At 52.5% G+C, this 26,764-nt stretch carries 23 protein-coding genes; 13 read left to right on the top strand and 10 right to left on the bottom strand.

All coding sequences use genetic code 11. The annotated features are described in order from the left end of the window. Positions 1 to 23: 23 nt before the first annotated feature. The 3 genes from A7983_RS19895 (at position 24) to A7983_RS19885 (ending at position 2,721) form a co-directional block, all read left to right on the top strand. Entirely contained in the window at positions 24 to 587 is a 564-nt protein-coding gene (locus tag A7983_RS19895; RefSeq protein WP_005974207.1) for a hypothetical protein, read from the top strand. A 47-nt stretch (positions 588 to 634) separates the two neighbouring features. Next, positions 635 to 961 carry a hypothetical protein gene (locus A7983_RS19890; protein WP_005974211.1) on the top strand — a complete coding sequence of 109 codons (327 nt, stop codon included), beginning with the start codon at positions 635 to 637 and terminating at the stop codon, positions 959 to 961. A 638-nt stretch (positions 962 to 1,599) separates the two neighbouring features. Next, the gene (locus tag A7983_RS19885) at positions 1,600 to 2,721 is read left to right on the top strand and encodes an ABC transporter substrate-binding protein (protein WP_005974214.1); all 1,122 of its coding nucleotides are present in this window, start codon (positions 1,600 to 1,602) and stop codon (positions 2,719 to 2,721) included. A 147-nt stretch (positions 2,722 to 2,868) separates the two neighbouring features. Here the strand turns inward: A7983_RS19885 and A7983_RS19880 are convergent, their stop codons facing one another. From A7983_RS19880 to A7983_RS24185, 4 genes are all read right to left on the bottom strand, one after another. Continuing rightward, complete coding sequence (locus A7983_RS19880) at positions 2,869 to 4,575, bottom strand: pectate lyase (protein ID WP_005974216.1); 1,707 nt, start codon at positions 4,573 to 4,575, stop codon at positions 2,869 to 2,871. A gap of 85 nt (positions 4,576 to 4,660) precedes the next feature. Then, positions 4,661 to 5,413: an oligogalacturonate-specific porin KdgM family protein gene (locus A7983_RS19875; protein ID WP_039479270.1), complete on the bottom strand. Its 753-nt coding sequence runs from the start codon at positions 5,411 to 5,413 to the stop codon at positions 4,661 to 4,663. Positions 5,414 to 5,544: 131 nt separating this feature from the next. Further along, entirely contained in the window at positions 5,545 to 6,363 is an 819-nt protein-coding gene (locus A7983_RS19870; RefSeq protein WP_005974220.1) for an oligogalacturonate-specific porin KdgM family protein, read from the bottom strand. A gap of 661 nt (positions 6,364 to 7,024) precedes the next feature. Continuing rightward, positions 7,025 to 7,201: a hypothetical protein gene (locus A7983_RS24185; RefSeq protein WP_167354028.1), complete on the bottom strand. Its 177-nt coding sequence runs from the start codon at positions 7,199 to 7,201 to the stop codon at positions 7,025 to 7,027. 148 nt (positions 7,202 to 7,349) lie between these two features. Here A7983_RS24185 and A7983_RS19865 point away from each other — a divergent pair, with 148 nt between their 5' ends. From A7983_RS19865 to A7983_RS19820, 10 genes are all read left to right on the top strand, one after another. Further along, positions 7,350 to 8,357 (top strand): Gfo/Idh/MocA family protein, encoded by a 1,008-nt coding sequence (locus A7983_RS19865; protein WP_039479269.1) that lies wholly within the window; start codon positions 7,350 to 7,352, stop codon positions 8,355 to 8,357. A gap of 180 nt (positions 8,358 to 8,537) precedes the next feature. Beyond that, complete coding sequence (atzF, locus tag A7983_RS19860) at positions 8,538 to 10,340, top strand: allophanate hydrolase (RefSeq protein ID WP_005974224.1); 1,803 nt, start codon at positions 8,538 to 8,540, stop codon at positions 10,338 to 10,340. After that, positions 10,333 to 13,947, top strand: coding sequence for an urea carboxylase (gene uca, locus A7983_RS19855; RefSeq protein ID WP_005974225.1), 3,615 nt, complete (start codon positions 10,333 to 10,335; stop codon positions 13,945 to 13,947). The genes atzF and uca overlap by 8 nt, the downstream gene beginning before the upstream one ends. Positions 13,948 to 14,003: 56 nt before the next feature. Continuing rightward, the gene (locus A7983_RS19850; protein WP_005974227.1) at positions 14,004 to 14,792 is read left to right on the top strand and encodes a GntR family transcriptional regulator; all 789 of its coding nucleotides are present in this window, start codon (positions 14,004 to 14,006) and stop codon (positions 14,790 to 14,792) included. Beyond that, entirely contained in the window at positions 14,789 to 16,057 is a 1,269-nt protein-coding gene (gene urtA, locus A7983_RS19845; RefSeq protein WP_005974230.1) for an urea ABC transporter substrate-binding protein, read from the top strand. The genes A7983_RS19850 and urtA overlap by 4 nt, the downstream gene beginning before the upstream one ends. A 56-nt stretch (positions 16,058 to 16,113) precedes the next feature. Beyond that, positions 16,114 to 17,703 carry an urea ABC transporter permease subunit UrtB gene (urtB, locus tag A7983_RS19840; RefSeq protein WP_043885472.1) on the top strand — a complete coding sequence of 530 codons (1,590 nt, stop codon included), beginning with the start codon at positions 16,114 to 16,116 and terminating at the stop codon, positions 17,701 to 17,703. Positions 17,704 to 17,726: 23 nt separating this feature from the next. Continuing rightward, positions 17,727 to 18,803 carry an urea ABC transporter permease subunit UrtC gene (gene urtC / locus A7983_RS19835; RefSeq protein ID WP_039479278.1) on the top strand — a complete coding sequence of 359 codons (1,077 nt, stop codon included), beginning with the start codon at positions 17,727 to 17,729 and terminating at the stop codon, positions 18,801 to 18,803. Further along, positions 18,796 to 19,632 (top strand): urea ABC transporter ATP-binding protein UrtD, encoded by an 837-nt coding sequence (urtD, locus tag A7983_RS19830; RefSeq protein ID WP_005974238.1) that lies wholly within the window; start codon positions 18,796 to 18,798, stop codon positions 19,630 to 19,632. The genes urtC and urtD overlap by 8 nt, the downstream gene beginning before the upstream one ends. A gap of 1 nt (position 19,633) precedes the next feature. Further along, positions 19,634 to 20,332 (top strand): urea ABC transporter ATP-binding subunit UrtE, encoded by a 699-nt coding sequence (urtE, locus tag A7983_RS19825; RefSeq protein ID WP_005974246.1) that lies wholly within the window; start codon positions 19,634 to 19,636, stop codon positions 20,330 to 20,332. Between the two features lie 188 nt (positions 20,333 to 20,520). Continuing rightward, positions 20,521 to 20,820 (top strand): TM2 domain-containing protein, encoded by a 300-nt coding sequence (locus tag A7983_RS19820; protein WP_005974249.1) that lies wholly within the window; start codon positions 20,521 to 20,523, stop codon positions 20,818 to 20,820. 61 nt (positions 20,821 to 20,881) lie between these two features. On the opposite strand, the gene A7983_RS19815 is transcribed toward A7983_RS19820, so the two are convergent. From A7983_RS19815 to A7983_RS19790, 6 genes are all read right to left on the bottom strand, one after another. Continuing rightward, a complete protein-coding gene (locus tag A7983_RS19815) occupies positions 20,882 to 21,706 on the bottom strand; it encodes an amino acid ABC transporter ATP-binding protein (protein WP_005974252.1) in 825 nt (274 codons plus the stop codon). A 15-nt stretch (positions 21,707 to 21,721) separates the two neighbouring features. Next, the gene (locus tag A7983_RS19810; RefSeq protein WP_039479267.1) at positions 21,722 to 22,675 is read right to left on the bottom strand and encodes an amino acid ABC transporter permease; all 954 of its coding nucleotides are present in this window, start codon (positions 22,673 to 22,675) and stop codon (positions 21,722 to 21,724) included. 78 nt (positions 22,676 to 22,753) lie between these two features. Next, positions 22,754 to 23,308: a GNAT family N-acetyltransferase gene (locus A7983_RS19805; protein ID WP_005974257.1), complete on the bottom strand. Its 555-nt coding sequence runs from the start codon at positions 23,306 to 23,308 to the stop codon at positions 22,754 to 22,756. A 74-nt stretch (positions 23,309 to 23,382) separates the two neighbouring features. After that, complete coding sequence (locus tag A7983_RS19800; RefSeq protein WP_005974263.1) at positions 23,383 to 24,363, bottom strand: ABC transporter substrate-binding protein; 981 nt, start codon at positions 24,361 to 24,363, stop codon at positions 23,383 to 23,385. Between the two features lie 68 nt (positions 24,364 to 24,431). Next, positions 24,432 to 25,367, bottom strand: a complete 936-nt coding sequence (locus A7983_RS19795; protein WP_005974266.1) for an ABC transporter substrate-binding protein — start codon at positions 25,365 to 25,367, stop codon at positions 24,432 to 24,434. Positions 25,368 to 25,389: 22 nt separating this feature from the next. Continuing rightward, positions 25,390 to 26,718 (bottom strand): LLM class flavin-dependent oxidoreductase, encoded by a 1,329-nt coding sequence (locus A7983_RS19790; RefSeq protein ID WP_005974269.1) that lies wholly within the window; start codon positions 26,716 to 26,718, stop codon positions 25,390 to 25,392. Positions 26,719 to 26,764 lie beyond the last annotated feature (46 nt).

The following is a 26,764-nucleotide window of genomic DNA, read 5'->3' as shown; positions in this document are numbered from 1 at the left end:
CCAATGCTAAGGATTAAACGGATATGATCCCAGTAGGATATTTATCTAAAAGAGTAGAACTAAAACCAGATTGGTTAAAGACAGTTCAAGTAAAGGATATTTACTCGGTAAGTTGTTGTATCTCCGATTCCTTTTGTGAGTATATCCAGTTCTGGCGTCATAATGGCTACTGGTTGTTTAATTCGCCTGAGCTTATTTATTCTCTGGCAAAAGAAGAAGGAATTGATATGAGCAATACTACGATATTTTATTATGAAGCATATGAATATCAGTATGATGAAGATACACTAGAATGGAATCTGTTCGAGCCGGAAACATCTTTTGACACTAATGTGAAGATACCAGATCAAAAAATATTACAGGGTTTTGATATTGTCTCTTTTTACTTTGAGCAATCACCTGAGTGCTCCTACTTATCCTGTAACCATATGGCGGAAGAGTTGGTCGTCAATGAGCATTGCTTGTTGGCCTCTTTTGATGAAGCTAAAGAACATCTGGAAAGTGGTGTTTTTCGCGGCTGCGAACCGGGGCCTTGCAGAATATTTGCGGTATATTCGGTGTCGGATACCGCGCATGCAATAGTTTGATATAGGATACATTGCGAAAAATCAAATAAGTTAAGGATGAGGATTATATGAATAGGGGATTAGTTCAACAGGCATTTGATGCTTTTTTTAATCGAGCGGCCTGTGCCACGGTGGCTGATGTTAATCTGTTTCAGCTTTATCTCTCTGAGCTTCGGGCGTATATCGCCGAACTTGAGCAAGCTTACGACCCTGTCGATCAATGGTCACTAGGGGAACTGAAAAGGGTAGAAGAATTCTTATTGTATAACCAGCAGTGGGTTGCAGGTGCAGAGAAAATACAGGAACCGTTGCAGCAAGCTTTTGCGGTTATTGCGCAGCATCGGCGGTTTTTAGAAGAACATGACCTGCTACCCGATTATCTTGAGAATTATTAGCACAATGGTAATTATTTTCAGGGTTTTATTTTAGGGTTGAAATAAGAAGATGATTTCATCCCTAATTCTTCTATCTTGCTATAATTATAAAATAGAACTATTGGTCTTATGAATCACAGTAGAAGCTAAATGATATCATCATCTTGCCGTTATGGATTCTATCTTTCCTCGCAAAACGCATACTACGTATAATATTTTTATTTTTTCATTCAATTTTTTTAACTATATTATTCACCTTTTATTTGCATGTGTTTTTATTTAATCCTGTAAACTCGATTTTAGATCTCTGATAGAAAAATGGATAGTAGGTTGGGGCAGGGGAAATTACTATGCAGGCTCATCGATTTTCTATTATCAATCACCGGAAAGCCCAAGTGATTCACATTATAGTGATGCCAGTCATTAGACTATGCTACCGCTTTTCCTCATTTTTTCCCGCATCGTCAGGCCGATCTTTTCATAATTACGGCAGTGCTGCCGTCATCCTCCTTCGATTTTATTTTCGGCGATCGAATATCGTCGAGCGCAATCCTGCGTATCGTGTACTCGCGATTCGCTGGTCACACCGTTACCGCTTCAACGACTCATCGCGGTCGTTTTCCGGTACGGGTTTTATTCATTAAGTGAAGGAAATCACAATGCAATACACTGGGAAGTACCTGAAGAAAACAGTGCTGATGCTGGCTATGATGGCCGGGCTAAGCGTCGGGCAAAGTCAGGCGGCAGTCGAGTTGGAGACGCGTTCGCTGGATCAAATTTATAAGAGTGCGTTGAGCGAAGGCGGTACGGTTACCGTCTATGCCGGTGGTGATGTGCAGTCACAGCAAGCGGGCTTCAAACGTGCGTTTGAGACGCGCTTTCCCGGCATCAAGTTGAACGTGATTGTGGATTACAGCAAATACCATGATGCCCGTATCGATAACCAACTAGCGACCGACGCGTTGGTTCCTGATGTCGTGCAATTGCAAACGGTGCAAAATTTTCCGCGCTGGAAAAAGGAAGGCGTGTTACTGAACTACAAACCACGGGGCTGGGACAAGATCTACCCAGAATTTCGTGATGCAGATGGTGCCTGGATCGGTGCCTATGTCATCGCATTCAGCAATCTGGTTAATACGCAACTTTTGGATGAAAAGTCCTGGCCACGCGAAGCTAATGACTATCTTCGTCCTAATCTAAGAGGCAATTTGATTCTGGCCTATCCTAATGACGATGATGCGGTGCTGTTCTGGTACAAGCTGGTTGTGGATAAATACGGCTGGGATTTTGTTAAAAAATTGCAAGAACAGGATCCAGTCTACGTGCGTGGCACCAACGTGCCCGGCGCTGAGATTGCTACGGGAAAATACAGCGCGACGTTTACCAGTTCTGGTGCGCTCGTTCCGGCAGCGGATTCCGTGACCCGTTTTGTTTTGCCGAAGTCCGATCCTTTTGTCTCCTGGGCGCAGCGGGCAGCCATTCTTAAGCAGGCTAAACACCCTGAGAGCGCCAAGTTGTACCTAAGCTGGTTACTGGATCCGCAAACGCAGACTCAGGTTTCGCGGATGTGGTCGGTGCGTACTGACGTTGCGCCGCCAGCAGGCTATAAGCCTATCTGGGAATATCGCAACACCCGCCCGCAGGCCTTTGCTGATTTCATGTACGATCGCGGTGCGGTCGAGCGCTTCCGCGCACAACTGAGCCTGTATATCGGCGAGGTAAAAGGGGAGCCGACTCCAGGCTGGCTTGGCCCACGCCCGACAGTACCTTTGGCTAACTGATCGTGTTTTTAATTAACCGATCGTTGGAATGATTGCGCTAATGAATGCTGCTCACGTTAAGTGAGCAGCATTGTTAATGAATCATGGAAGGGCTACAGGAGGCGACCAATGGCAATAAGCTACCATTGGCCTATTGAGGATTAACGCTTATTTCTTGTTGTTTGGCTTTAATGTCTCACCAACATTTAGCAGGAAGAGTTCGTTATCGCGCGTAGAAACGCGTGTTGAACCGTCTTCCATGCGGTAACCGCCTTCGGTGAAGCCCGCACCATTCAGGAACGGAGCAACGGACTGCGGTTGATTACGTACTGCGGCCTCCAACGCTAACAGCGCGTAAGGCTCGATGGTGTCGACATCAGCATATTGTCTGTTGGGCTCAGCCATGAAAAAGCCGTTTTTATAACGGGTACTGATAATGTTATCACCCACTTTTTCCGCCAGCGACAGATAGTCCTTCACTTTGCTAGCCTGATACAGATCCAGCAGCGCGAACAAGGCGTAAGGGTCACTGTTCTTTGTTGCGAGATCCACTTTGACGTCCTTGCCCGGCGCTGAACCTAATTCACCCAACCCTTGGGCGCGAGCGATGCCGCGTGCAACACGCCACAGCTCGGTATCTGGTGAAACGGTGTAGGCGCGCGCATACGAGAGCAGGAAGGAATTATCCGCAGGATAAGGTTTGATTACGGTGCCTTTTTTGCCGTAGTAACCGTCACGCGGCAGGACGTAGTTGGAGAGATCTTTGCCGTTAGCGAGCATCGGACGGAATGTATTATCGGACTCGTTGTAGGCATATTTAGCAAAGGCTTTAAGGCCATCGGTTGTCCACGTCAGTAATTCTTTGCCTTCCGCACCTAAATCTTTACCCAGTTGGAGTTGCATGAGCGCATTTTCGGAATAGATTGTGCTGGTGCGCCCTTTCAGCATCATATTGCCTTCCAGCGCCGTTGGGCCGAACTCTGGGCCGAACTGACGCTGGGCGCGATCGCCGTATTTGGAATGCGTATCGGCATCGTCGGTGGTTTCATCGCGCTTCAGCGCCTGCGTAAACTGATACACGCCGAGCCCGGTCACTTTATCCCGTGGTAGCACGTACTGCTGTGCCAGGCGTTTTGCCCAGACTAGCGCACCGTCTTCTTTATTGTATTTGTATAGCAGCGAGGCGGAATAGATCAGATCGTTACCGGCATTCAGGAAGCTGAGGCCTTTGGTGGCGAAGAAGAGCGGCTGTTGCTCAAACGGACTTTGCCAGAGTGCGCCTATTTTTTGCCCGTATTTACCGTGACGACTGGTTTCCATGATCTTCCAGTCATAAACGTGCGCATTCCAGAAGCCACGAATAAAGCGTGCCGTTGCGTCTTTATCGACGCTGAACATCAAATCGTAGTAGGGATAGGCATTTTTCAACTCATGCACCATCTCTTTTTCACTGGGGCCTTCCGGTTGCAGCGTTTTTAAATCAACGAAACGGTGGCCGCCCCAAATCAGCAGGCCGCTCTCATCCTGATAATGTTGGAAGTGATATTTCACCATCGCTTCAGCACGCTGCTTATAGCTGGGATTACCGCTCAGATTACTGAGCCCGACCAGCACGCGCATCAGGTTCTGCTGAGCGGAGAAGTTGGACAGCACCGCCTGACGACCATCAGGGAAGATCCACTCCATCTGTTTGCCAGTGCGAGGATCGACACCATCAGCAAGCAGTGGCGTGGGCGATTGACCGTGATAATGGTCACCCGCTTTCGCTAGCACGTTGTCAACATACTGATTGACGGTGGTGAGACGGTCTGGTGTGGCGGCGCTGGCCTGTAAAGCGACCAGACCTGCAAGGAGTGACAGCGCAAATCTTTTCATTTTATTTACCTGTAATAGCTGTAACAAAGGGATCCGGCTTGATTAGCAGGATCCCCGAGAAATTATGCGTAGCAATAAGCCGCTGTTAGAACGTATAGGTAAAGCCGACCTTTCCTTTCCCTTCACGCGATTTCACATCGCGCCCGCTGGCGACATCTTCAACGCCAACGTGGGCTGTCCAGTTGTCGTTGATGGTGTAAGACACGTCGAAATCCTGCTGATAGTCATGCTTTTTGTTGTTTTGCAGTACGTAATCCGCGTGATAGTAGTAAGCGGTGTACGCCAGTGTGAAGTTATCGAAGCCTTTGTAGGCCACTCCTGCTTCATAGCGGTGACGGTGGGTGTCATCATCCGTGCTGGTACGTTTGCTGCGGGTGATTTTTCTGAGGTCATAACGGTATTGCGCATGAAGATCCGTCTTGTCAGTCACCGACCAGGTCAGTTTCAAACCTGGCGTATAGCGTGCGCCGGAACTCTGGCTAGCGCCTATATCACCCACGGTGCCTTCACCGCTGGTACCGCCGGAGTAGAAGCGCGCTTCCAGATTCGGCGTCAGGGTTAATTCAGGCGTTAAGCTGTAGGCATAGCCGGTATAAAAGGCATAAGAATTTGAGACCACATCATCGATGGTCAGATCTTTATTCTTATTATAAAAATTCAGCTCAACGCCAACGTACAGGCCATTATCCATAAAATGCCGCATACCGATTTCATCACCGTGATAGCGATTCATTGTTCCCCAGCTATGTTCATAGCTGAGTTTGGTATCAGAAGCAGACGCGGAAATAGCATAAATTTGGGCAAAGAGAATACCGGCCACAAGGTAGCGTTTTTTCATTATGAGCACCATTAATATTGTTCGTTAATTATGAAAACTGTGCGCTGATAGACAAAATTCATTCATAAATTTATTTCTTCATCAACGCGGCACGAAATACGGCATATTTACTTTATAAAATTCTGTGTTTTTCAGAAAACATAGTTGAAACCAACTTTGATTTTCCCTTGACGGCTTGATGATGTTTTGGATTGGTTAATATCATCATACTCAATGTATGGAGTTAGCTGTTTGTTTAACTTATATTGAACTTTGAACTGATGTTCATAATCCGTTTTCCCATTATCGTAAACCGCGTATTCTTTTTCCGTGAATTCACCCTTGCTGTACTTATACGATTTTGTGGTGTTATCACCGATATAGTAGTTAAAGACGTAAGTCAGACTAATTTTATCCAAACCGGAATACGTTACCCCTGCATCCAGACGGTGGCGTCCGGTATCGGATGTTGACAAATAAGATTCCCCTGCGTGACCATATTTGTCAGACGCGGAAATGGTCGAATAACGCGAGCTACGAGACGGCTTTTTATATTCATAGCGGTAGCGGCCATAGGTGGACCAATCACTGTTAATCCGGTAACCATATTTTAACCCTGACTGGTACATCATGACTGAATTTCCGATGGAGAATTCAAAGCTAGGGGTCAAGGTGGCGGCCTTGCTTAGCTTGAAGTCTTTGCCGATCACCATGCCGCCGGAGCCGCCCTGCATATCGTCATAGGCGACGTCGTAGTTTTTATTCCCACCCGCAGACGTACTGAATTTGACTTCATACGACCAACCGTTAGTTTTCTTATGAATCAGCTTGATAGAGTCTGCGTGGCGGCGGTCTTCCGTCTTCCAGTTGTGTTCATATTGGAAGGTGGTTTTGCCGTCCGTTTCTGCCTGGGCGAGGAAAGGTGCAAATCCGGCACAAATGATGAGTAGGTTACGTGTGGATATTTTCATTCTGTCTTTCTCTTTTTTAATGAATAAATAATATTATTGGCGAGCGCAGTCTCTATCTTTAAAACCAGACAGTTGATGTCATTTTTTGGACGTAAAAATAGAATCACCAGGAATGATGATGACGCCATTAATCATGTCAGACAGGGCGTTCCCCTGGAAAATCAGGTTCTATCAGTTCATTGATTACTCCTTATATATGGCTTGAATTATGGATATCTCATCCATTGCAATGAGTGATGCTAATGAGTAAATATCGATAATTTTTCCTTTTACTCGTCAATCTAATTAATCATCAGACTTGATAATTAGAATGTGTGGCATTATGGTGAAAAGGAAACAATGTTTCATTTATGTGGATCACATATTTAGTTACTTTTTGAAATTTTCTGTAATATATTGATCTGGTTATTGTAAGGGAATGGAATAAGTGTCATGGAGAGCGTTGTTGTCAGATTGAGGGATGTATCTCTTGAACGTTAATGATGATAATCATATGTAAGTGAACGATAGTTAACCAATTGCCTGCATTATTTCCGCGATTCATCTCTTCGCTATCACCGTCATACTTCATTTTTTCCAAACTGGCCGGAAGCGTTTTCCACATGGTCAATCACGTGTTGGAACCACTCAATATTTCCACGCCTTACTGCCCGGCAATAAATCAGATCTCGAAACCAGGAGCGACTTCTTTCACCGGCTTTTTGCACGCTTCAGGCTTTGGCTGATTCGCTGGCAGGTTTGTACAGTCTGGGGCAAAAGGATTCAACGCATCACGATTCAGATAGAGGACAAATAGGATCAGAATGAGGAGGGGGATCAGGATACGTTTTCTTTTCATGGTTATCTTGCTTGGTTGCGTTACGAAAAATGTGGATATGTTAAAAAAACAGGAAAAATTCTAACGCATTACGCGGCTTTTGTCTTTAGCCTGTTCGGTTTCCACTCTATTGTAGTGATTCGATATGGTGAGAGTGGTAGAGATGAAGATGAAAAAGACTCGGTTTGCAGCGATTGGGTTAGCACACAATCACATCTACGACATGTGCCGGCAATTGGTTGATGCAGGTGCGGAATTGGTTGGCGTATTCGAATCTGACCCGGATAATCGAGAGAAATTCACCTCGCTTTTTCCCTCCACTCCTTTTGCGTCCTCGGCGGAACAGTTGATTAGTGATGCGTCGATCGATCTCATCGCCTGCGCGGTAATTCCCAGTGACAGAGCCGAACTGGCGCTGCGCACGCTGGAGGCAGGCAAAGATTTTTTCACGGCCAAACCGCCGCTGACCTCGCTGGAACAGTTGGATGCCGTCCAACGTCGGGTGGCGGAAACGGGTCGTAAGTTTGCCGTGTACTTTAATGAACGCATCAATGTGGATAGTGCGTTATTTGCCGGTGAACTGGTGCAACGGGGTGAAATTGGGCGGGTGATTCAGACCATTGGCGTCGGTCCACATCGTGAACGCGGCGCGCGGCCTGACTGGTTTTATCAAAAGCGCCAGTATGGCGGGATCCTCTGTGATATCGGCATCCACCAGATCGAACAGTTTCTCTATTTTACCGGCAACACCGATGCGCGTGTGGTGACCAGCCAGACCGCGAATTATCACCATCCGCACCATCCCGAATTTGAGGATTTTGGCGATGCGATGCTGCTTGGCGACAATGGGGCAACGGGCTATTTCCGCTGTGACTGGTTTACGCCGGATGGCTTGAGCGTCTGGGGCGATGGCCGCCTGACGATACTGGGAACGGAAGGCTATATTGAAATCAGGAAATATGTCGATCTTACGCGTGGTGAAAGCAACGTCGTTTATCTGGTCAATGGTGACGGAGAACAGCGCTTTACCCCCGCAGGCAGCATCGAACGCGCCTTTTTCCCGGATTTTTTGCGTGACTGCCGTGAGCGCACTGAAAACGCGATGTCGCAGTCACATATCTTCAAGGCAACAGAGTTGTCGATTTTGGCGCAGCAGGCGGCGCAGAAGATTGCCTGATACGGCATTTCCCACGAATTAACCGATAGCAACCGTGCTCCGCAATGGCGCACGGTTGTTCCTTTTCTGTGCATGCTAATGAAACGATCTTATTTAATTTCATATAAATCAAAGGAGTGAAAACTGGCATGGTTTTCGCTTTAGTGAATTCAATCTTGTATACCAGATGGGATTCACATCATGCCAAGAATGACAGGACTCACGCTTCAGGAATGGAAACAGCACTACCAACAGCAGGCCGCTAGCGTTGGCGAGACGTTAAGTTCGCTGCTTGCTAGTCTGTCAGCGGACGATCCCGCGTGGATCGTGCTGGCGACACCTGAGCTGCTTGAAGCGCAGATCGCGGCGCTATTACCGCTGTATCGTGAAAATCCAGACTCGCAGCCGCTGTTCGGTGTTCCCTTTGCCGTCAAAGACAATATTGATGTTGCAGGCTGGCCGACGAGCGCGGCGTGCCCAGCATTTACCTATCTGGCCGACAAGGATGCGACGGCCGTTGCCAAATTAAAAGCGGCAGGGGCCATTGTCATTGGCAAAACTAACCTCGATCAGTTTGCCACTGGGCTGGTGGGCTCGCGCTCACCGTTTGGCGCGGTGCCGAACACCTTCAATGCGGATTATATCAGCGGTGGCTCTAGTTCAGGATCGGCTTCGGTATTAGCGCGTGGACTGGTGGCGTTTTCGTTGGGTACCGACACAGCCGGATCGGGACGGGTTCCCGCAGGTTTTAACAATATTATCGGCCTGAAGCCGACGAAAGGGTGGTTATCGGCAAGCGGTGTCGTACCGGCCTGTCGCCTGAATGACACCATTTCCGTGTTCGCGCTAACGGTCGAAGATGCGTTTACCGTCGCGGAACTGGCTGGTGGGTACGATGCAGCAGATGCATATTCACGCCGCCATCCGGGGTGTGCGCCTGCCGCGCTGCCAACCGCACCGCGTTTTGCTATTCCCAGCGATCCGACCTTTTTTGCCGATGTCACCGCACAGGCAGCATGGCAGCACGCGCTGGCTGAATTAGAAGCGACGGGGGCGACGCTGCATCCCATCGATTTCAGTGCATTCACGCAGTTGGCAGAACAGCTTTACCAAGGCCCTTGGGTGGCGGAACGCACGGTAGCGGTTGGTGGCCTGCTGCGGCAACCGGAGAGTATGGACCCGGTGGTGCACGGTATTGTGGCGAGCGGTGAGCATTTCAGCGCCGTGGATGCTTTCAAAGCCGAATATCTGCGGGCCGAACTGGCACGCCAAATCCAGCAGACGCTGGCCGCGTTCGATGCGTTAGTGGTGCCGACCTCGCCGACCATCCACACGCTTGAGGCGATGAAGCAGGAACCGGTGCGTAACAATTCCCAGTTGGGAACTTACACCAACTTTACCAATCTGGCCGATCTTTCGGCGCTGGCATTGCCTGCACCTTTCCGTGCTGACGGCTTGCCCGCAGGTATCACGCTGATTGCGCCCGCCTGGCACGACCGTGCACTAGCGAGCTTTGGTCTGCGCTGGCAGACGCAACTGGCGCTCACGCTAGGCGCAACCGGAAAACCGCTGCCTTCCGTTTCCGCTGTCTTGCCGCCTTCCGCACTGCACGTTCGTCTCGCCGTTGTCGGCGCGCACCTAACGGGCATGCCCCTGAACCATCAGTTAACTAACCGCGATGCGGTGCGAGTGGAAGAGACGCGTACGGCGGAAAACTATCGCCTTTATGCGCTGGCGAATACGCAACCTGCCAAGCCCGGATTAGCGAAAAGCACCGACGGCGCGGCGATCGTCGTCGAGTTGTGGGACATCCCGCTGGCGCGTTTTGGTGAGTTTGTTGCAGAGATTCCGGCGCCGTTGGGAATTGGCACGCTGACGTTAGCCGACGGGCGACAGGTTAAAGGCTTTATTTGCGAACCGGCCGCGTTAAGCGATGCCACGGATATCACCGCGTTCGGCGGCTGGCGTCATTGGCTCACACGTCAGGAGACGTCTCATGTTTAAGACCGTATTGATTGCTAACCGCGGTGAGATCGCCTGTCGTGCGATACGCACGCTGAAGCGCTTGGGGATTACCAGCGTGGCGATTTACTCCGACGCGGATAAAAACGCGCAGCATGTGAAAGATGCTGATATCGCCGTATCGATTGGCGGGGAAAAGGCTAGCGACAGCTATCTGTGTATCGATAAGGTGCTGGCGGCTGCGCAGCAGACGGGGGCAGAAGCGATCTGGCCGGGCTACGGTTTTCTATCCGAAAGCCTGCCGTTTGCGGCTGCGTGTGAAAAAGCGGGCATCGCATTTGTCGGGCCAACCGCGCAGCAAATTGGCGAATTTGGCCTGAAGCACCGCGCCCGTGAACTGGCCGCGGCTGCCGGTGTGCCGATGACACCGGGAACGCCGCTGCTGGCCTCGTTGGAGGACGCGCTGGCTGCGGCAGAAGAAATCGGCTATCCGGTGATGCTGAAAAGTACCGCCGGTGGCGGGGGTATTGGCCTGACGCGCTGTGCAGATGCCACCGCGCTGCAAGCCGCATGGGAGAGCGTGCGTCGGTTGGGGGAGCAATTCTTCAGCGATGCAGGCGTGTTTCTCGAACGCTGTATCGATCGGGCGCGCCACGTAGAAGTACAGATTTTTGGCGATGGCAAAGGCCGTGTGGTGGCGCTGGGCGAACGTGATTGCTCATTGCAGCGGCGCAACCAGAAAGTGGTGGAAGAAACACCCGCACCGCATTTGCCGGACGCGACACGCGCGGCACTGCTGGCTTCGGCGGTAAAACTTGGCGAGCTGGTCTGCTACCGCAGTGCGGGAACGGTGGAGTTTATCTACGACGCCGAGCGCGATACGTTCTTTTTCCTCGAAGTGAATACCCGATTGCAGGTTGAACATCCGGTGACGGAATGTGTCACCGGACTGGATTTGGTCGAATGCATGCTGCGCGTTGCGGCGGATGAACCGCTGGATTGGGCACTGCTTGCACAACTCCCGCGAGGCGCGGCGATTGAAGTGCGCATTTATGCGGAAGATCCGCTGAAAAATTTCCAGCCCAGCCCCGGTGTGCTAACCGAAGTGGCATTTCCTGACGACGTGCGGGTCGATGGTTGGGTGAGCACTGGCACCGAGGTGTCGGCGTATTACGATCCGATGATCGCCAAACTGATCGTTCACGCAGAAACTCGTGAGCTGGCGTTGGAGAAGATGCAACAGGCGCTGAACGCGACACGTTTGCACGGTATTGCCACCAATCTGGATTACCTGCGCCAAATTATCACCACTGACGCATTCCGTAGCGGAACGGTATGGACGCGAATGCTCGACAGTTTTACGCCGTCTGCGTCAGTGATTGAAGTCATCCAACCCGGCACCTGGAGTAGCGTGCAGGATTATCCCGGACGCCTCGGCTATTGGGATATCGGTGTGCCGCCGTCCGGCCCGATGGACGATTTCGCTTTCCGTTTGGCAAACCGTATTGTCGGTAACGATGAGGCGGCGGCAGGGCTGGAATTTACGCTGCAAGGGCCGATGCTGCGTTTCCACAGTACGGCGGTAATTGCGCTGACGGGGGCTGACTGCCCAGCGACGCTGGATGGGGAGGCGGTACCCTATTGGCAGCCTGTTACGGTAACGGCTGGGCAAACGCTGACGCTGGGGCGGGCGCAGTCTGGCTGTCGCACCTATCTGGCGGTACGCAACGGCATCGATGTACCGCAGTATCTCGGCAGCCGCTCGACGTTCGCTCTCGGAGAATTTGGCGGCCATGCCGGACGAACGCTACGCGTGGCGGATATGCTGGCGATTTCTCAACCCGCATTGCCTGCCTGCACCACGCCCGCGCCGGTGAGCGCACCGCAGGCTGTGGATGCTGCGCTGATCCCGCAGTATGGCAACGACTGGCGCATTGGTGTGCTTTACGGTCCACACGGTGCGCCGGATTTCTTTACTCACGCGGCGATCGACGAATTTTTCGCGGCAGAATGGCAGGTGCATTACAACTCGAACCGACTGGGCGTGCGTCTGGTGGGACCAAAACCAAGCTGGACGCGAGCGAACGGCGGCGAGGCCGGCTTACATCCTTCCAACGTTCACGACTGTGAATATGCGATCGGCGCGGTGAATTTTACCGGCGATTTTCCGGTGATCCTCACACGCGATGGGCCGAGCCTGGGCGGGTTTGTTTGTCCGGTCACTATTGCCAAAGCGGAGCTGTGGAAAGTCGGTCAGGTGAAACCGGGCGATCGTATCCGTTTTCATCCTATCAGCGCTGAGGAAGCGCTGGCACTGGAACAGGCGCAGGCTGACTGCGTGTCCACGCTGGGCGTAACCCGTGCGCCTGCATTTGCAGTTCCCTCGTTGGCGACGACGGAATTCGGCTCTGCAACGGTGTTGGCTGCCGTACAAGCCACGGCGACCACGCCAGTCGCCGTTTACCGTCAGGCAGGCGATAACTACATTCTGATCGAATACGGTGAGAACGTGCTCGATCTGGCGCTGCGGCTGCGTATTCATCTACTGATGATTGCGATCCGCGCTTCTGAGACGGCGGGAATAGAAGAATTGTCGCCCGGCGTGCGTTCGCTACAGATACGTTATGACAGCCGGATTCTTCGCCAGCGTGCGCTGTTGGATCTGTTGCTGCATCTGGAAAGTCAGCTTGGCGACGTCAGCCAGATGAGAGTGCCGTCACGTATTGTCCATTTGCCAATGGCGTTTGAAGACAGCGCCACGCTTGGTGCGGTTGAACGCTACCGTGAAACCGTTCGCGCCCGTGCGCCTTGGCTACCGAATAACGTCGATTTCATCCAGCGTATTAACGGCTTACCGAGCCGTGATGACGTGCGCGACATCATTTTTGATGCCAGTTACCTGATTCTGGGGTTGGGTGACGTTTATCTTGGCGCGCCTTGTGCCGTGCCGGTTGATCCTCGTCACCGTCTGCTTAGCTCAAAATACAATCCGGCGCGCACCTTCACCGCCGAAGGCACGGTCGGTATCGGCGGCATGTACATGTGCATTTACGGCATGGATTCGCCGGGTGGCTATCAATTGGTGGGACGCACGCTGCCGATCTGGAACAAGTTCCTCAAAAACGATCAGTTCATCGTCGATGAACCATGGCTGCTGCGCTTCTTCGATCAGGTGCGGTTTTATCCGGTTAGCGAAGCTGAGCTGACGACGCTGCGTGAGGATTTTCGCGAAGGACGTGCCGCGATCCGCATCGAAGAAACCACGTTTGATTTCGCTGAACACACCCGTTTCCTGACGGAACAAGCAGACGATATTGCCGCGTTTCGCCAGCGTCAGGCCGCTGCATTTGAAACCGAAGTGGCGCTGTGGCAGCAGGAGGACGACAACATACCGCTGGAAGACACGCCACCGATATCCGAAGAAAACGACGAAGATGCGTTTCAGGTCAGTGCAGATATGAACGGCAATATCTGGAAAGTACTGGTGACTGTCGGCGATGTCATTGAAGTCGGACAACCGCTGATTATCGTTGAAGCCATGAAAATGGAACTGACGATCAGCGCGCCGCAGTCAGGCCGGGTGAAGCGCATCGGCTGTCAGCCGGGACGACCAGTTAGCCCCGGTGATGCCTTGCTATGGCTGGAATAAAGTATGCGTCTGCATAAAACGGACGACAGGTAATAAACGGCGAGGTGGATAAAACGATGCGAACAGGCACCCAAAAAAGCAGTAAAGATCGTCCGGAAGCACTGGCAGAACGGGTGTATCAGGCGCTGAAAAACGACATTTTCGATTTTCGCCTGATGCCGGGCGATCGCTTTAGTGAAAATGAGATTGCCGAGCGGATGTCGGTCAGCCGCACGCCAGTGCGTCAGGCGCTGTTCTGGCTGGAGCGGGAAGGGTATGTCGAAGTCTATTTCCGCAGCGGCTGGCAGGTTCGTCCGTTTGATTTCGCCTATTTCGAAGAACTGTATGACTTCCGCATTGTGCTGGAGCGCGAAGCCATTCGCCGACTGTGCGGGATGCCGCCGGGGCGCTGCGCTGAATTACTGGCTGACCTGAAACGCTTCTGGATTGAGGAACCGCGTCTGGATGATGGGAAGGTCGTATCCCGTTACGACGAAGCGTTTCATCGGGGGCTGGTTGCGGCGGCGGGCAATAGCGAAATGGCGCGCGTTCACGGTGAACTGACGGAGAAAATCCGCATTATTCGCCGTCTCGACTTCACCCGTGAGGATCGCATCGATGCGACTTATAAAGAGCATGCCCGGATTCTGCTGACGATATTGCAACAACACACCGAGGAGGCGCAGCGCATTCTGACTGACCACATTGCCGTTAGTAAGGCCGAAGTCAGGAAAATCACCCTGCACATGCTACAGCAGGCACGGCCTCAATCTGTTTCAACGCAATCGGCTCCAACTGAATCAGTTTCATCTAACGCATCACACGATTCCATTCTCACTCAACATGACTTAAGGGCTAATAAATGAAAAGACGTTCATTGCTAAAAGTTTTTGCGCTTTCCGCAACGGTAGTGGGTATGGGGCTAACCTGGAGCGTGCAGGCGGCGGAGACTATCAAAGTCGGCATTATGCATTCGCTGTCCGGCACAATGGCGATTTCGGAAACGCCACTGAAGGATGTGGCGCTGATGGCCATTGATGAAATCAACGCCAAAGGTGGGGTGCTAGGTAAAAAACTGGAGCCGGTCGTGGTCGATCCAGCCTCGAACTGGCCGCTGTTTGCTGAAAAGGCGCGCCAGTTGCTGACGCAGGACAAAGCGGCGGTAGTGTTCGGCTGCTGGACATCGGTATCGCGTAAATCAGTGCTGCCCGTGTTTGAAGAGTTAAACGGTTTGCTGTTCTATCCGGTGCAGTATGAGGGTGAAGAGATGTCGCCGAACGTGTTCTATACCGGTGCGGCACCCAATCAGCAGGCGATCCCTGCCGTGGAATACCTGATGAGTGAAGACGGCGGGGCAGCGAAACGTTTCTTCCTGTTGGGTACTGACTATGTGTATCCGCGTACCACCAACAAGATCCTGCGTGCGTTCCTGCATGCGAAAGGCGTGCAGGACAAGGATATCGAGGAAGTTTATACGCCGTTCGGCCACAGCGATTATCAGACCATCGTGTCCAACATCAAGAAATTTTCGACAGGCGGTAAGACGGCGGTGGTTTCCACCATCAACGGCGATTCCAACGTGCCGTTCTATAAAGAACTGGCGAATCAGGGTATCAAAGCGACCGACGTGCCGGTTGTCGCATTCTCGGTAGGTGAAGAAGAGCTGCGCGGGATTGATACCAAACCGCTGGTCGGCCATTTGGCGGCATGGAACTATTTTGAATCGGTAGATAACCCAACCAATACCGACTTCGTGGACGCTTACAAAGCCTATGCCAAAGCGAAAAACCTGCCGAATGCGGGGACGGTGGTGACTAACGATCCAATGGAAGCCACCTATGTCGGTATTCACATGTGGGCGCAGGCGGTAGAAAAAGCGGGCACCACAGACGTGGATAAAGTACGCGTCGCCATGGCGGGTCAAACCTTTGCCGCACCGGATGGTTTTACGCTGACGATGGACAGCACTAACCACCATTTGCATAAGCCGGTGATGATTGGCGAAATCGAGGAAAACGGTCAGTTCAACGTGGTCTGGCAAACCGATAAACCGGTTCGCGCCCAACCGTGGAGCCCGTACATCGCCGGTAATGATAAGAAGCCCGATCATCCAATCAAAGCAGCGCAGTAAACGTCATCCCTCCACGCCCCGTCCAGCATACTGGACGGGGATATTCCCTCTCTTATATGGCGGACATTGCGATGATTAATCGTCAATTATCTACGTTTGTGCTGTCGCTGTGTCTGATGCTTCCTTTGCTGGCTCAGGCCGGACCTGCGGCCGATTTTTCCGCCGCCAGCCGCACGCAGCAGGCCGAACTGTTGCAACAATGGGCCGCAGCGCCGGAACCTGTGCGCTTGCCGCTGCTACAGGCGTTGCGCGATGAATCGGTGGTGCTCGATCGAGATCAGCAGCCGTTTATGGATGTACAGGGCACGTTAACGCCGCTGGAAGGGAATGCCCAACCGGTGGGCGCGACCAAAAAGCTGTTTATGAATAACCGCCTGCGCGTGCTGATTGCCACGGCGCTGGCCTCGCACCAGTTAGTCAGTGATGACGCAACCACTCGCCTGAATGCGGTGCGGCAATTACAAAGCGACAGCAGTGCGGAACAGTTGCCGCTTCTGGTACAGCGACTGAGCGTAGAAAAAAATGCACAGGTGCACGATGCGCTGAATATTGCTATTGCCACTCGGCAGCTAAGCGATGTCGATCCACTGGTGCGTCTTGAGGCGGTCAAACGACTCGGACAGACCGGCGCTCCGCAAATGCAGGCACTGTTACAGCCGTTAACGCAGGCCCCGAATGAACCAGATACCGGCGTGCGTGCGGCGGCGCAGGAGAGTCTGGATCAGATTAAGCAGAGTTTGATCGTCGGCGATCTGCTAGGGCAGGCGTTTACTGGTCTGTCGCTTGGCTCGATTTTGCTGCTGGCGGCGCTCGGGCTGGCGATCACCTACGGGTTATTGGGCGTTATCAACATGGCACACGGTGAAATGTTGATGCTGGGCGCGTACGCGACTTGGTTGGTGCAGTCGCTGTGCCAGCAGTTTGCGCCCGCCTGGCTGCCGTATTATCCGCTACTGGCGCTGCCTGTCGCTTTTTTTATCACGGCAGGCGTTGGTATGGCGCTGGAGCGCACGGTGATTCGCCATCTCTATGGGCGCCCACTGGAAACGCTACTGGCAACCTGGGGGATTAGCCTGATGCTGATCCAACTGGTGCGGATGCTGTTTGGTACGCAGAATCTGGAGGTTGCGAACCCTGCGTGGCTGTCCGGCGGGCTGCGTTTGTTGCCAAATCTGGTGCTGCCGTATAACCGCATCGCGGTGATCTTGTTCGTACTCGGCGTGCTGCTGCTCACCTGGTTACTACTCAATAAAACCCGTCTTGGCATGAATGTGAGGGCGGTGACGCAAAACCGCGCGATGGCGGACTGCTGCGGCGTGCCGACCGGACGCGTCGATATGCTGGCCTTCGGTTTGGGTTCTGGTATCGCTGGTCTTGGTGGCGTAGCGCTGTCGCAATTGGGCAACGTCGGGCCGGAACTGGGACAGGGTTACATCATCGATTCCTTCCTCGTCGTTGTGTTGGGCGGCGTCGGACAGCTTGCAGGGACGGTGGTGGCTGCGTTTAGTCTCGGCATTCTCAACAAAGTGCTGGAGCCGCAGATCGGTGCGGTGCTGGGCAAAATCGTCATTCTGGTACTGATCGTGCTGTTTATTCAGAAACGGCCACAGGGCCTGTTTGCATTCAAAGGGCGGGTGATTGACTGATGACGCAACCTATTACGCAATCTATTAAACAACCGATGACGATAACCCTGACGCAGCGTGCACCGCGACTCATGCTTGGCCTTGGTTCAATCATTCTATTCGCTTTGCTGGTACTGCCGTTTCTTGCGCTGTTACCCGCAGATAACCCGCTGGCTATCTCCACTTATACGCTGACGCTGATTGGCAAAATTTTGTGCTATGCCATTGTTGCCGTGGCGCTGGATCTGGTGTGGGGCTATGCCGGGCTGCTATCACTCGGTCACGGCCTGTTTTTTGCGCTGGGCGGCTATGCCATGGGCATGTATCTGATGCGACAAGCCGCTGGCGAGGGGGTGCCCGCGTTTATGTCATTCCTGTCGTGGACGGAGCTACCGTGGTTCTGGGCAGGCACGCAGTATTTCGCCTGGGCGCTGTGCCTGATCGTACTGGTGCCGGGCGTACTGGCGTTTGTATTCGGTTGGTTCGCGTTCCGCTCCAAAATCAAGGGTGTCTATTTCTCGATCATGACGCAGGCGCTGACCTACGCCGGGATGTTGCTGTTCTTTCGTAACGAAACTGGCTTTGGTGGCAATAACGGATTCACCGGTTTTACTACACTGTTGGGTTTTCCCATTACGGCCACCGGGACACGTATCGGGTTGTTTGTTGCCACCGTGCTGTTGCTGACCGCCAGCCTGCTGGTGGGGTTTGCGCTGGCGCGCAGTAAATTTGGCCGTGTGTTGACGGCGGTGCGCGATGCGGAAAACCGGCTGATGTTCTGCGGCTACGATCCGAAAGGTTTCAAACTGTTTGTCTGGACGCTTTCCGCGGTGCTGTGCGGGCTGGCTGGCGCGCTGTATGTACCTCAAGTTGGCATCATCAATCCCAGTGAAATGTCGCCGACCAACTCCATCGAAGCCGCTATTTGGGTTGCGCTGGGAGGACGCGGAACGCTAATCGGCCCACTGCTCGGTGCGGGGATCGTCAACGGAGCAAAAAGCTGGTTTACCGTGGCCTTTCCCGAATACTGGCTGTTCTTTTTAGGGCTGATGTTTATTCTCGTCACGCTATTTTTGCCACGTGGGGTGATTGGATTGTTGAGGAGGAAGAAACATGACTGAGCCTGTATCTGTACCTTCAGTGCCTGCACCAACGGCTTCTTCGCCGACCCAGTTTGCCCAGCGACACCCGTCGGATCGCCATCGGCACCAGACCGACCCGGTGCTGCAACTCGACAAGATTAACGTAAGTTTTGACGGCTTTCGGGCGCTCACCGATCTCTCGTTGCAGATTGGCGTGGGGGAGTTGCGTTGCATCATCGGACCAAACGGCGCGGGGAAAACCACGCTGATGGATGTTATCACCGGTAAAACGCGACCGGATAACGGTAAGGTGTTTTACGATCAATTCACTGACTTGACGACGCTATCGCCAGTAGACATCGCCCGCGCGGGAATTGGGAGGAAATTCCAAAAACCGACGGTGTTTGAAGCGCTGACGGTGTTTGAAAACCTCGAAATTGCGCTGAAAACCGACAAGTCGGTGTGGGCAAGCCTGCGCGCCAGACTGAGCGGCGAACAACGCGACCGGATTGACGACACGCTGGCGCTGCTGCGGCTTGGTCACGAACGCCAGCGACCAGCAGGGCTGTTGTCGCATGGGCAAAAGCAGTTTCTGGAAATTGGCATGCTGTTGGTTCAGGAACCGCATCTTTTGTTGCTTGATGAACCTGCCGCCGGAATGACGGACGCAGAAACTGCCTACACCGCCGAGTTGTTCCGCAGTCTGGCAGGCAAACACTCGCTGATGGTGGTGGAACACGATATGGGCTTTGTCGAGAGCATTGCTGACCACGTTACGGTGTTACATCAGGGACAGGTGCTGGCAGAAGGATCGCTACGCGAGGTGCAGGCGAATGAGCAGGTGATTGACGTTTATCTGGGGCGCTAACATGTTAGAAATTTCAGAACTTAATCAATATTACGGCGGTAGTCACATCCTGCGCGGTCTGTCTTTTGAGGTAAACCACGGCGAGATTACCTGTCTGTTAGGGCGCAACGGTGTAGGGAAAACCACGCTGTTGAAATGCCTGATGGGGCTGATTCCGGCGAAGTCCGGCACCATTCGCTGGCAGGGCGACGCGATTAACACACGTAAACCTTATCAGCGTGTGCAGGCGGGTATTGCCTACGTGCCACAGGGGCGGGAAATTTTTCCTCGTCTGACGGTGGAGGAGAATCTGCTGATGGGGCTATCACGCTTTCCGGGCAAACAAGCGCGGCAGGTGCCCGATGAGATCTACCAACTTTTTCCCGTATTGGATGAGATGAAACAGCGGCGTGGCGGCGATTTATCCGGCGGACAGCAGCAACAGTTGGCGATTGGTCGGGCGCTGGCCTGTAAACCACAGTTGCTGATTCTGGATGAACCGACAGAAGGGATACAGCCGTCGGTGATTAAAGAGATTGGCACCGTAATCCGTCAACTGGCTCAACGTGGCGATATGGCGATTCTGCTGGTCGAGCAGTTTTACGACTTTGCCGCCGAGCTAGCTGACAGTTATCTGGTGATGTCTCGCGGAGAAATCATACAGCGCGGGCGAGGCGAAACGATGGAACAGGACGGCGTAAGAGGGCTGGTCGCGATTTAACCCGCATCACTCTCTTGCTGCCTTTCTGAAACTCGAATTATTTAGGGGTAGTTTTAAATTGAACACTGAAAATCAGTGGTGTATAAAACATGGCGCAGTACGCTGCTAATTATTTGGGGTGGTGTGGTATAGCAGTAAGTAAACGGAAGTTAAAATTAATATAATGTATTATTAGGAGTCTAATTATTATGTCTACTATGGTGTTTTGCAGAGGATGCGGCAAGGAAATTCATAGCTCGGCCAAAGCATGCCCACAGTGTGGGGCTACGCAGGCTGGTGGGAAGGGCGAGAAAAGTAGAATATCTGCCGCATTGTTTGCCGCTTTTTTGGGCGGCTTTGGCGCTCATAAATTCTACTTAGGAAAGGTTGGCCAAGGGATTTTATATTTACTTTTTTGCTGGACGTTTATTCCAAGCATTATTGCGTTTGTGGAGTTTATTATTTACCTGTGCGATTCAGATGAAGATTTCGCCAGGAAATATGGCTAATAGTATCGTTTAATCAGGCTCACTACGGTGAGCCTGATTGATGTTTAATCGACAAATTATTTTACAGCACCTTATTCAAAAAGTTGATCGTCCGCGGATGACGGGGATGGTTCAGCACCTGCCAAGATTCGCCGCTTTCGACAATTTTTCCATCGACCATAAATACCACGCGGTCGGCGACTTCGCGGGCAAAGCCGATTTCATGTGTAACGACAACCAGCGTCACGCCGGAGCGGGCAAGTGATTTGATGACATCCAGCACCTCGCCAACCAGTTCAGGATCGAGCGCGGACGTCGGTTCATCAAACAGTATCACTTTCGGCTTGAGTGCCAGCGCACGGGCGATGGCGACACGCTGTTGCTGACCACCGGAAAGATGGCGCGGATAAGATTGCGCTTTGTGACGAAGTCCAACACTTTCCAGTAGGGTAAAGGCGACATCTTCCGCTTCCTGCCGTGAATACAGTTTATGTGCCAGTGGGGCTTCAATGATGTTTTCCAATACGGAAAGGTGCGGAAACAGATTAAAATTCTGGAACACATAACCGACGTTGATACGCTGGCGTAACACCTCCTTCTCTTTCAATTCATAGAGCGTATTTCCTTTGCGGCGATAGCCGATGTAGTCGCCATCGATACGGATAAAGCCTTCATCCACGCGCTCAAGATGATTAATGGTGCGCAGCAGCGTAGATTTCCCCGAACCAGATGGGCCGAGGATTACCGTGACGGAGCCGGGCTCCAGCGTCAGATTGATATCCTCCAGCGCTTTATGCTGACCAAAATGTTTCGCCACATTGCGGATCTCGATCAGCCCACGCGCGCTTTCTGCCTGTGGCTGTGCGGTGGTGCGTGCATGCGCAAAGTAGTCGATAGCTTCAGACATGGTAAATCTCCAGAATCAGATGAGTGAACGTGCGCGTTTGCGCGTCAGGAAACGGACGAGCTTCTGGCGCGGTGTGGGGGGCATTTCACGCACGGCACCGCGGGACACATAGCGTTCCACGTAGTATTGGACGATGGAGAGCACGGTGGTAATCAGCAGATACCAGATGGTGGCGACCATCAGCAGCGGAATAACCTGTTGCGTCCGGTTGTAGATGACCTGAACGGTGTAAAACAGCTCCGGCAGCGCCAGTACGTAAACGATCGACGTGCCTTTCGCCAGACTGATGATCTCGTTGAAGCCCGTGGGCAGAATGGAGCGCAGCGCCTGCGGCAGAATGATGCGCACCGTGCGGCGGCCACCGGGCAGGCCGAGTGCCGCGGAAGCTTCAAACTGACCTGCGTCCACGCCGAGAATACCGCCACGAATAATTTCCGCCGTATACGCGGATTGCACCAGCGTCAGACCAAGCACGGCGACGGAAAACTGATCCAGCAGGTCAATCGTCGGATAGCGTAGGAACACGATAGACGTGAACGGAATCCCTAGCGCCAGTTCGTCATAGAGATATGAGAAGTTGTAGAGAATGATTAGCACCAGAATCAACGGCAACGATCGGAACAGCCAGATATACAGCCATGACAGCGTGGAAAGCAGGTAAGACGGCGAAAGGCGGGCCAGTGCCAGCGCGGTGCCGAAAATAACGCTGAATACTGTGCCAAGCGCGGTCAACAGCAGCGTTTGCCCCAGCCCGGTAAGGATCACCGGATTAAAAAACCATTCGGCAAAGACCGCCCATTCCCAGCGAGGGTTCAGCGCGATAGATTGAATAATTCCGGCAAAGATAAACAGCGAAAACAGCGCACCGGCAAAACGGAAAGGATAACGCGCGGGAACAATGTTTAATGGCGGTTCCTGCGCCTGGCTCAGCGGTGGCTGTTGAGAAGACGTTTGTAGAGATTGCGTCATGATCGATACCATTTGAAGGTGAGGCTGAAAAATGTCGTTTTGTAGTTAGTGCATAGGGTTAGTACCGGTGCATAAGGGTCAACACACTTTCAAATGGCGGGCGATAAGCTCAACTTCCGTTTGCCACGCGGCTTGTGGCGTCGCCGTTTCGACCAGCGCTTTCTTAAACGGTAAACGCCCGTCGTAAGGCGGAATACTGTAAGTCACCGGATCGACGGTAGTATCGAACTGAGGCGTATAGCCGTGGCTCAGGTATAAACTCACCGCTTCAGGTTGACGGAAACCCGTCGTCAGGAAAAAATGCTGATAGCCTAGTCGCCGGGCGTGTTGCTCCAGCTCTTGCATCACTTTTCCTGCTAGCCCCTGACGGCGCAGCGAGCTATCCGTCCATACTCGTTTAATCTCAGCGGTGGTGCTGTCGTAGCGTTTAAACGCACCGGTGGCAATCGGTACGCCCCGACGCAGCAGCGCAATAAAAATGCCGTGCGGCTGCTGGTAGATTCCCGGTGGATCGCTTTCCCGCTCACCAAAAAAGTCGCCATAGCGCTGTTCGTATTCCGCGAACAGACCGTCGATAATGGGGGCCACGATAGGATCTTCGGGCTGGGTAATAATGAAGATATCGTCGGACATAAGTACTCCTGATTCATTAACATATTACGGGCTATCGGTAACGTGCATGGCGTCCCGATAGCCATAGAACAGGGTTAATCGCCCAGCCCCGGTGGATTGATTTCTGAATGGCCGATTCGCTCAATACTCTCTCCCCAACGGTTCAACACCTGATCGTATTCGCCGCTTTTAATCACACCATTCAGCGCGGTATTAATTGGCTGTACCAAGCCGCTGCCTTTGCGCGTGGTGACCGCGATGTGCGCGACGTTGGGGTAACCGCCGTTTACCGTACCGACATGCTTAACTTTGCCAGTCAATTCGGCCTTGTAGGCACCGATCACATTTGGACCAAAATAGGCATCAGAACGGCCGGATTGCAGGCTTAGGTTGGCCGCGGCATCGTCCGTGACATAGATAGGCTGAAAAGCGGGTAGGCCGCTGGCGCGATTCTGTTTATCCCACGCCAGCAGTACGGCTTCCTGATTGGTGCCTGAACCGACGATGATTTTCAGACCAGCGATGTCTTTCGCTTCGTTGATGGATTGAATCTTACTGGTGGATTTCACATAGAAGCCGAGTGAGTCGATGCGGTAAGTGGCGAAATCAAACTTTTCTTTACGCTCTTTGGTGACGGTAATATTGATGATGGCGGCGTCGTACTTGCCGGAGGTCACGCCGAGCGGCCAGTCTTCCCACGAGGTGGGCACAATGTTCAGTTCCAGCCCAAGGCTGTCTGCCACCAGTCGGGCGATATCCGGCTCGCTGCCCACCACGGTTTTGTTGTCGTCCGCCAGAAAGGCCAGCGGCGGTGACGATCCCAACGCGGCAATGGCGACAGTGAACTTGCCCGGCGTAACAAATTTAAAATCGGCCGGAATTTGCGTGATAGCCTCTGCATTTTTCGGCGCATGGATTGGCTGCTGATTGGCTTTCAGGTCGATGGCGGCCTGTACGCTTGTTACGGACAGCGTGCCAAGCAGCAGCGATCCCGTCAGTAACGTTGTCAAAAACGAGGGGCGCACGCGAGGGGGCGCGACCGAATGTGCGATGGTGTGGGCGATCTCTTTTTGCATCTGTTTTTCCCTTACAGGTTATTATTTATAATGGTGACATTGTCACTTTCAAAGTGAGTCACTGTTCCTTACTCGCCGATACCCGGCGGATTCACTACGGATTGCGCGATCTTTTCATCGTCTTCACCCCAGCGATCCAGTACCTGTGCATAGCTACCATTGTGGATCGTGCCATTGATGGCGGTGCTGATTGCCTGTGCTAAACCATTGCCTTTCTGCGTGGTGACCGCGACATAAGCGACCGTCGGGCCTTTGCCGACCATGCGAGTTTTGCCCGTTAACGCCGCTTTATAAGCCCCGATAGAGTGCGGACCGAAAAACGCATCGACGCGTCCAGACTGAATGCTCAGATTGGCGGCGGCATCGTCGGTGACGTAGATTGGCTGTACAGGGGGCAGGCCGTTGGCACGGTTTTGTCGATCCCACCCCAGCAGAATGTTTTCCTGATTGGTGCCGGAACCGACAATCACCTTCAGGCCTGCCACGTCTTCTGGCTTGTTGATTGCGGTAATTTTGCTGGTCGATTTCACGTAGAAACCCAGCGTATCAATGCGGTAGGTGGCGAAATCGAACTTCTCTTTGCGCGGTTTCGTCACGGCAATATTAAAAATAGCGGCATCGTATTTCCCTGCCGTGATGCCCAGCGGCCAGTCCTCCCAAGAAGCAGGAACCAGTTTCAACTCCAGTCCGAGGCTATCGGCCACCAGTCGTGCGATGTCGGCATCGCTGCCGACAATCGTCTTGTTGTCGTCAGCCAGCAACGACAGCGGTGGTGAACTGAGCGCCGAGACGGTAACCGTCAGCTTACCCGGCGTCACAAATTTGAAATTAGCCGGGATCTGCGCGATGGCTTCGGCGTTTTTCACCGTGTGAATGGGAGTCTGGTTGGCCTTGAGATCGATACGGCTGACGAAACCCACGTCTTGAGCCAGTGCACTTATCGCCAGCGTGGCGCTTAATAACGCTGCCAGACGGGTTACGGTGATAAAAGGGGAACGTTTCACGGTGAATCTCCTATTACGCGAACTAGCGCGTGAATTGATTCACCGGATAGTCCAGCGCCAGATTTTCCCGTAGCGTGTAGCCGGCATACTCCTGACGAAACAGGCCGCGCTGTTGCAGCAGGGGAACGACGCGATCGACAAAATGATTGAGTGTATCCGGCGTGCCGCCCTGAATAATGAAGCCGTCTGCAGCGTCGTTTTCAAACCAGAGCTGTAAGCCATCCGCCACTTGCTCAGGCGTACCGCTGAAGACCGGACGGGGTGACGCCGCTTCTAGCGCGACCTGTCGTAGCGTTAAGCCTTTTTCCTGCGCGTTGCGTTTGATTTCATCGGTAGTGCTGCGGAAGCTGTTTTTCCCCAGATCGCCGATATCAGGGAAGGGCTCATCCAGCGGATGTTGTGGGAAGTCGTAGTGTTCAAAATAGCGACCCAAATAATTGAGGGCATCCTCAATCGTCACCAATTGTGCGGTTTCCTGATACTGACGCTCCACATCTTCCGCATCGTTGCCGACAATCACACTGACGCCCTGGAAGATGTGCAGTTGATCGGTGCGGCGACCGTTTTCTTCCAACTTCTGTTTTACTTCGCGGTAATAACGCTGTGAGTCTTCCAGCGTGTGTTGATGAGTAAAGATGGCATCGGCATGTTTAGCGGCAAGTTTTTGCCCGTCCTCAGACGCGCCAGCCTGAAATACGATAGGGCGACCCTGTGCAGAGCGGCCAATATTCAGCGGGCCCTGTACCGAGAAGAATTCTCCCTGATGATTCAGCGTGTGTAACTTTTCAGGTTCGAAGAACTGTCCACTGGCTTTGTCGCGAATAAAAGCATCATCTTCCCAGGAATCCCACAGACCTTTCGCCACCTGAAGAAATTCATCGGCAATGCGATAGCGCAGCGCGTGTTCTGGGTGCTGTGCGCGGGAAAAATTTTTCGCCGATCCTTCCAGTGGTGATGTCACCACATTCCATCCCGCGCGGCCGTTGCTGAGGTGATCGAGGCTGGAAAACTGTCGGGCGGTGGTAAATGGTTCGGAATATGACGTCGAGAGCGTGCCAACCAGACCAATATGGCTGGTAACCGTAGCCAGTGCGGAGAGTAACGTTAACGGCTCGAAACGGTTGAGAAAGTGGGGGATGGATTTTTCATTGATATACAATCCGTCTGCTACGAAGACAAAATCAAATTTACCCTGTTCGGCTTTTTTCACCGCGTCCAGAATAAAACCAAAATTAATACTGGCATCGGGGACGACATTTTTATGTCGCCACGCGGACATATTTCCCGCTGCACCTTGCAATATTAAACCCAGTCTTAATTGTCGTTTTGATGATATTTGTTTTTCACTCATTATTAGAAACCTTTTATTAAGCGAATATACTTCCATGAAGGTGAAA

It is taken from the genome of Pectobacterium wasabiae CFBP 3304 (assembly GCF_001742185.1).
In the GTDB taxonomy this organism is placed as follows: domain Bacteria; phylum Pseudomonadota; class Gammaproteobacteria; order Enterobacterales; family Enterobacteriaceae; genus Pectobacterium; species Pectobacterium wasabiae.
Note: the sequence above shows the minus strand (reverse complement) of the source record. Positions and strands in the feature narration are given on the sequence as shown.